General features: G+C 62.2%; 5 protein-coding genes and 1 tRNA gene. All 6 read left to right on the top strand.

Features of this window, described 5'->3' with window-relative positions; translation table 11 throughout:
* Positions 1-131 precede the first annotated feature (131 nt).
* Positions 132-1187 (top strand): 3-isopropylmalate dehydrogenase, encoded by a 1056-nt coding sequence (locus tag QZ540_RS08010; RefSeq protein ID WP_294629051.1) that lies wholly within the window; start codon positions 132-134, stop codon positions 1185-1187.
* Positions 1188-1549: 362 nt separating this feature from the next.
* A complete protein-coding gene (locus QZ540_RS08015) occupies positions 1550-2647 on the top strand; it encodes a branched-chain amino acid aminotransferase (protein ID WP_294629053.1) in 1098 nt (365 codons plus the stop codon).
* Between the two features lie 230 nt (positions 2648-2877).
* Positions 2878-3630: a fumarylacetoacetate hydrolase family protein gene (locus tag QZ540_RS08020; protein WP_005507404.1), complete on the top strand. Its 753-nt coding sequence runs from the start codon at positions 2878-2880 to the stop codon at positions 3628-3630.
* A gap of 57 nt (positions 3631-3687) precedes the next feature.
* Positions 3688-5199, top strand: a complete 1512-nt coding sequence (gene gltX, locus QZ540_RS08025) for a glutamate--tRNA ligase (RefSeq protein ID WP_294629055.1) — start codon at positions 3688-3690, stop codon at positions 5197-5199.
* 2 nt (positions 5200-5201) lie between these two features.
* Entirely contained in the window at positions 5202-5639 is a 438-nt protein-coding gene (locus tag QZ540_RS08030) for a hypothetical protein (protein WP_294629057.1), read from the top strand.
* Positions 5640-5901: 262 nt separating this feature from the next.
* A tRNA-Gly gene (locus QZ540_RS08035) sits at positions 5902-5974 on the top strand.
* Position 5975 lies beyond the last annotated feature (1 nt).

Below are 5975 nucleotides of genomic sequence, written 5' to 3' on the forward strand. Positions count from 1 at the left end.
TGTTTTAACCGGCGGGGCAGGGGAGCGGTAGCTAACCTGGAACTCTCTAGCCCAGACTCTGCCTAGCCCAGAGTCTGAGAACCCGCCCGCACACTCTACCGCCCACCCGTGGTGCGTATTACGGTAGAGGCATGACTGAAGCACGTAGCATCGACCTCGCCGTCATCCCCGGCGACGGCATCGGCCCCGAAATCATTACCGAAGCCCAGCGCATCCTCACCCGCGCCTGCGAGCTCGAAAACATCACCGTAACCCCCACCCACTACAAGCTCGGCGCCGAGCACTGGCTGGAAACCGGTGAAACCCTGCCCGAGTCCACCATGGAATCCCTCAAGCAGCACGACGCGATCCTCTTCGGCGCCATCGGTGCCGACCCGCGTAGCGGTCAGATTCCCTCCGGCCTCATTGAACGCGAAATGCTCCTCAAGCTGCGCTTCGCCTTCGACCACTACATCAACCTGCGCCCCTCCCGCCTGTACCCCGGCGCAGTCTCCCCGCTCGCCAACCCCGGCAACATCGACTTCGTGGTCGTGCGTGAAGGCACCGAAGGCCCCTACATCGGCAACGGCGGCGTGATTCGCCAGGGTACCCCGCACGAAATCGCCACCGAGGTCTCCCTCAACACCGCGCACGGCGTGGAGCGCCTGGTACGCTACGCTTTCGAGCTTGCCGCAACCCGCCGCAAGAAGGTCACCCTCGTACACAAGACCAACGTGCTCACCCACGCCGGTCGCCTCTACAACCGCTACTTCAGCGAAATCGCGAAGGAATTCCCCGAGGTCGAGACCGACTACCTGCACATTGATGCGACCACCATCTTCATGGTCACCGACCCCGCCCGCTTCGACGTGATCGTTACCGACAACCTCTTCGGCGACATCATCACCGACCTCGCAGGCGCAGTCACCGGCGGTATCGGCTACGCGGCAAGCGGCAACATCAACGCTGTTGGCGAGTTCCCCTCCATGTTCGAGCCCGTACACGGCTCCGCACCGGACATCGCCCGCCAGAACAAGGCAAACCCCACCGCCGCAATCCTCGCCGGCGCGATGCTGCTGCGCCACCTCGGCCACGACGCAGCCGCAGCCCGCATTGAGGACGCCGTCGAAGCAGATATGCGCGAAAACGGCGCTACCGTGCGCGGTACCGATCAGGTTGGCGCGGACGTGCTCGCACGCCTCGGCTAAGGTCTGCTGACTAAAACTCGTTTATGACAGCGTGCGCGCTGAATAAAAACGCTAGGGAAGCCCGGAAGGAACGCACCTTCCGGGCTTCACCTGTTCACATCCTGAATGAGAGAAAAGGTGCACATGCGGCAAACGCATCTTTCCGGTACTCTAAACAGGTCAGGCACACCCGCCCGGCACCTCGGCGGTGGACACCATCCACCACTCACTGCAATGCATCCGACTAGCACAGACCGCTAGATGCACCATCTGCCCCGCACGACAACGCGCCCGGCGGCACACACCGGTCCCTCGCCACGCCGCGAGAACCGCCACTCAAAGAACGCCCACAGAGGCAACTAGACGAAGAGGAACGCAGAACGATGGCAACCGAATTCAGCCACGAAGCAAACCAGTCACCCGCCACCGCCGAACGCCGCGCCGAAATCCTTGCAAACCCCGGCTTCGGTGACTACTTCACTGACCACATGGTCACCATCGACTGGGAAGGCGACTACAAGACCGGCGGCACCTGGTACGACGCACGAGTTCGCCCCTACGGCCCGCTCGTCCTCGACCCCGCAGCATCCGTCTTCCACTACGGCCAAGAAATCTTCGAAGGCATCAAGGGCTACCGCCACGCCGACGGCTCCGTATGGACCTTCCGCCCCGAAAAGAACGCGGCACGCTTCGCGAACTCCGCACGCCGCCTCTCCCTGCCCGAACTGCCCGAAGAGACCTTCATCGAATCCCTGCGCGAACTCGTGAAGATGGACGAGCAGTGGGTGCCCACCGGCGACGGTGAAGCCTTCTACTTCCGCCCCTTCATGATCGCAACCGAGGCGTTCCTGGGTGTTCGCCCCGCACGCCACGTGCAGTACCACGTGATTGGCTCGCCCGCAGGTAACTACTTTGGGACCCCCGAACCCGTGGACATCTGGCTCTCTACCACCTACGCCCGCGCAGGCGAAGGCGGCACCGGCGCAGCAAAGTGCGGCGGTAACTACGCAGCATCCATGATCGCCCAGACCGAGGGTGAGAAGCACGGCTGCAAGCAGGTCATCTTCAAGGACCCGCACCGCGGCGACGCCATCGAAGAGCTCGGCGGCATGAACGTATTCTTCATCTTCGGCAAGGAAAACAAGATTGTTACCCCCGAGCTGACCGGCACCATCCTGGAGGGCGTGACCCGCTCCTCGCTGATTCAGCTCGCCAAGGACCGCGGCATGACCGTCGAAGAGCGCGCAATCACCCTCAACGAGTGGCGTGAAGGCGTAGCAAACGGCGACATCACCGAAATCTTCGCCTGCGGCACCGCAGCAGTGGTCGCACCCATCGGCAAGCTCAAGGCAGAAGACTTCGAGATTCCGGCACCCACCGAGCACTTCGGCGAAATCTCCAAGAGCCTGCGCGAAGAGCTCGTCGGCATTCAGCTCGGCACCGTTGAGGACCGCCACGGCTGGATGACCCGCCTCATCTAAGACCCCTGACTCACGTCACCCGCGAAATCCCCGCAGGATGTGCTCCCACCCGGAACGCACACCCGCGGGGATTCGCTGTGCCCGGTGATGCTGTGCCCGGCGAATATTGCGCGCGGCGTTGATAATGCGAGGACAGGGGAGGGGAGGCGCACCCCGCCGCCGCCCCTTGATAAAACCCCCGCCAATTCCGCCCGCCGCTCACGCCCTCGAAGGCTGGTACCCTAGAAAGTATGCGTATTGCACGATTTACCGTAAATAATGAGCTCCACTTCGGGCTGGTAGAAGGCGACGCAGGCGAAGAAACCCTGCGCGTACTCGCCGGTGACCCCTTCTACTCGGGCATTGAACCGACCGGCACCACCTACCCCATCGACCAGGTGCGCCTGCTCGCCCCGATCATTCCCCGCTCCAAGGTGATTGGAGCGATCGCAAACTGGGCTGGAACCGAGGCGCCCGCCTCCCCACAGTTCTTCCTCAAGCCCAACACCACCGTCATTGGCCCCGGCGATCCCGTGACCCTGCCCGAGTACTCCGAAGCCGTCAGCGCAGAAGGTGAACTCGCCGTCATTATCGGTCGTATCGCCAAGTCCGTGCCGCTCGAGCGCGTGCACGAGGTCATCTTCGGCTACACCGTGGCAAACGACCTCACCGCCCGCGACCTGCTCGAAGACCGCCAGTGGACCCGCGCGAAGGGCTTTGACGGCTCCACCCCGCTCGGCCCGTGGATTGAAACCGACCTGGACACCGACTCGCTGAACATCACCACCTGGGTTGACGGCGACGTCGTGCAGGAAGGCAACACCTCCGAAATGCACTACTCCGTAGCCGAGCAGGTTGCCGCAGCCTCCGAAATCTTCACCCTACTGCCCGGCGACGTACTGCTCACCGGCACCCCCGCCGGCATCAGCGTACTGCGCGACGGCAACGAAGTAGAGGTCGAAGTCGAAGGCATCGGCTCCCTCGTCACCCGCGTGCGCGACTAAACAGCCCGCGCCCCACAACGTAACGTACATCCTGAAACACACCGTCAAGGAGACATCATGACCGAATACCACGGTCCCGTACTCAACAGCCCCGCAGACACCCGCGTGCGCTTCTGCCCCTCGCCCACCGGCACCCCGCACGTGGGCATGGTCCGCACCGCCCTCTTCAACTGGGCGTACGCACGCCACACCGGCGGCAAGCTGATCTTCCGCATCGAAGACACCGACGCGGCACGCGACTCTGAAGAGTCGTTCAACCAGGTGCTCGAATCCCTGCACTGGCTCGGCATCAACTGGGACGAAGGCGTCGGCGTCGGCGGCCCCCACGAGCCCTACCGCCAGTCCGAGCGTAAGACCGCAGGCATCTACAACGAGATCTTCGAAAAGCTCGTTGAGGGCGGCTACGTGTACGAAGACTTCTCCACCCCCGACGAGGTGAAGGAGCGCCGCAAGGCAGCCGGTCAGGACCCGCAGCTCGGCTACGACAACTACGACCGTAACCTCACCGAAGAGCAGAAGGAAGCCTACCGCGCCGAGGGCCGTCAGCCCGTGTGGCGTCTGCGCATGCCCGACGAGGACATCACCTTCAACGACCTCGTTCGCGGTGAAATCACCTTCAAGGCAGGCACCGTGCCCGACTACGTGGTCGTGCGCTCCAACGGCGACCCGCTGTACACCTTCGTGAACCCCGTCGACGACGCGCTCATGGGCATCACCCACGTGCTGCGCGGCGAAGACCTGCTCTCCTCCACCCCGCGTCAGATCGCGCTCTACCGCGCACTTATCGACACCGGCGTGACCAGCTTCATCCCCGAATTCGGTCACCTGCCCTACGTTATGGGCCAGGGCAACAAGAAGCTCTCCAAGCGCGACCCCGAGTCGAACCTCTTCCTGCTGCGTGACTCCGGCTTCATCAAGGAAGGCCTGCTGAACTACCTGTCCCTGCTGGGTTGGTCCCTCTCCGCAGACCAGGACGTCTTCAGCATCGACGAGCTCGTCGAGCACTTCGACGTACACGACGTTGTCGCCAACCCCGCACGCTTCGACGTGAAGAAGGCAGAGTCCATCAACGGCGACCACATCCGTGCGCTCGACCCCAAGGACTTCCGCGACCGCCTCATCCCGTACCTGCAGGCTGCAGGCGTACTCGGCGAAACCCTCACCGAGCGTGAAGAGCAGGTCCTCACCGAGGCTGCACCCCTCGTTCAGGAGCGTATGCAGCTGCTCGGCGAAGCACCCGGCCTGCTCGCATTCCTCTTCAAGGCTGACGAAGAAATCAGCACCGCAGACGACGCACGCAAGCAGCTCAAGGAATCCGCACCGCAGGTCCTCGCCGCAGCAATCGAGGCCCTGGAGCCCCTCGAGGACTTCACCGCAGCCAACATCGAGGCAGCCCTGCGCGCCGCAATCGTCGACGGCCTGGAAATCAAGCCGCGCCTCGCATTCGGCCCCGTGCGCATCGCAGTGTCCGGTGAGCGTATCTCCCCGCCCTTGTTCGAATCCATGGAAATCCTGGGCAAGGAATCCTCCCTCGCACGCCTGCGCAAGCTTGCAGCTGAACTGAGCTAACCATGAGTCGGTCGAATAACCAATCCATCATCGGCAAGGCGCTGCTCAAGGGCACCCTCATGGCGCTCACCAACGCCTGCATTATCTGGCTGTTCGCCTACATTGCCGGCTTTGACCGCTCCGTGTGGATGGTCATCATCATTATTGCCGGTGCAGTGCTTGCGTACGTGACCGCGTTCCTGGAGGCACGCGCCATGCAGAACGCGGCTCGTGGCGGCGACGTGAGCACCTCGTCGTCTGTCGTGGATTCCTCCGACTCTTCGGACTCTTCGCGTGAAGAAGACGACGAAGACGACTTCGTGGACCCGGGCCCCGACCCGGACGCGGGCGACTTCGACGCCGGAAGCTCCAGTAGCTCGGATTACAGCAGCTACAGCAGCTCCGACTACTCTGGCGGCGGCGATTCTGGCGGAGGCGACTCCGGCGGTAGCAGCGACTAAGCTCTAGAGAATCCCCTTATCCAGCGGGAATCAGACGACCAAAAGGTCTGAAGAAACCCGGCGGATAAGGGGATTTTTCGTTCATTTTAAAATATTTTTTGTGATGGGTATTTCTTGTAAAACTGCTAGTCAGTATCTTTTGGTGGGGTAAAACTGATTCTATTTGGGGGAGTGTGGCAAGAATTTGGTTTGCGCACCCAACTAAAGACTCGTATAGTAGTACCTGTTGTTGCGACGAACTGAAAAGTTCAAAGCGAAACATGCGGTTGTAGCTCAGTTGGTAGAGCACCACCTTGCCAAGGTGGATGTCGCGAGTTCAAGTCTCGTCAACCGCTC

Source organism: uncultured Rothia sp. (genome assembly GCF_916049665.1).
In the GTDB taxonomy this organism is placed as follows: domain Bacteria; phylum Actinomycetota; class Actinomycetes; order Actinomycetales; family Micrococcaceae; genus Rothia.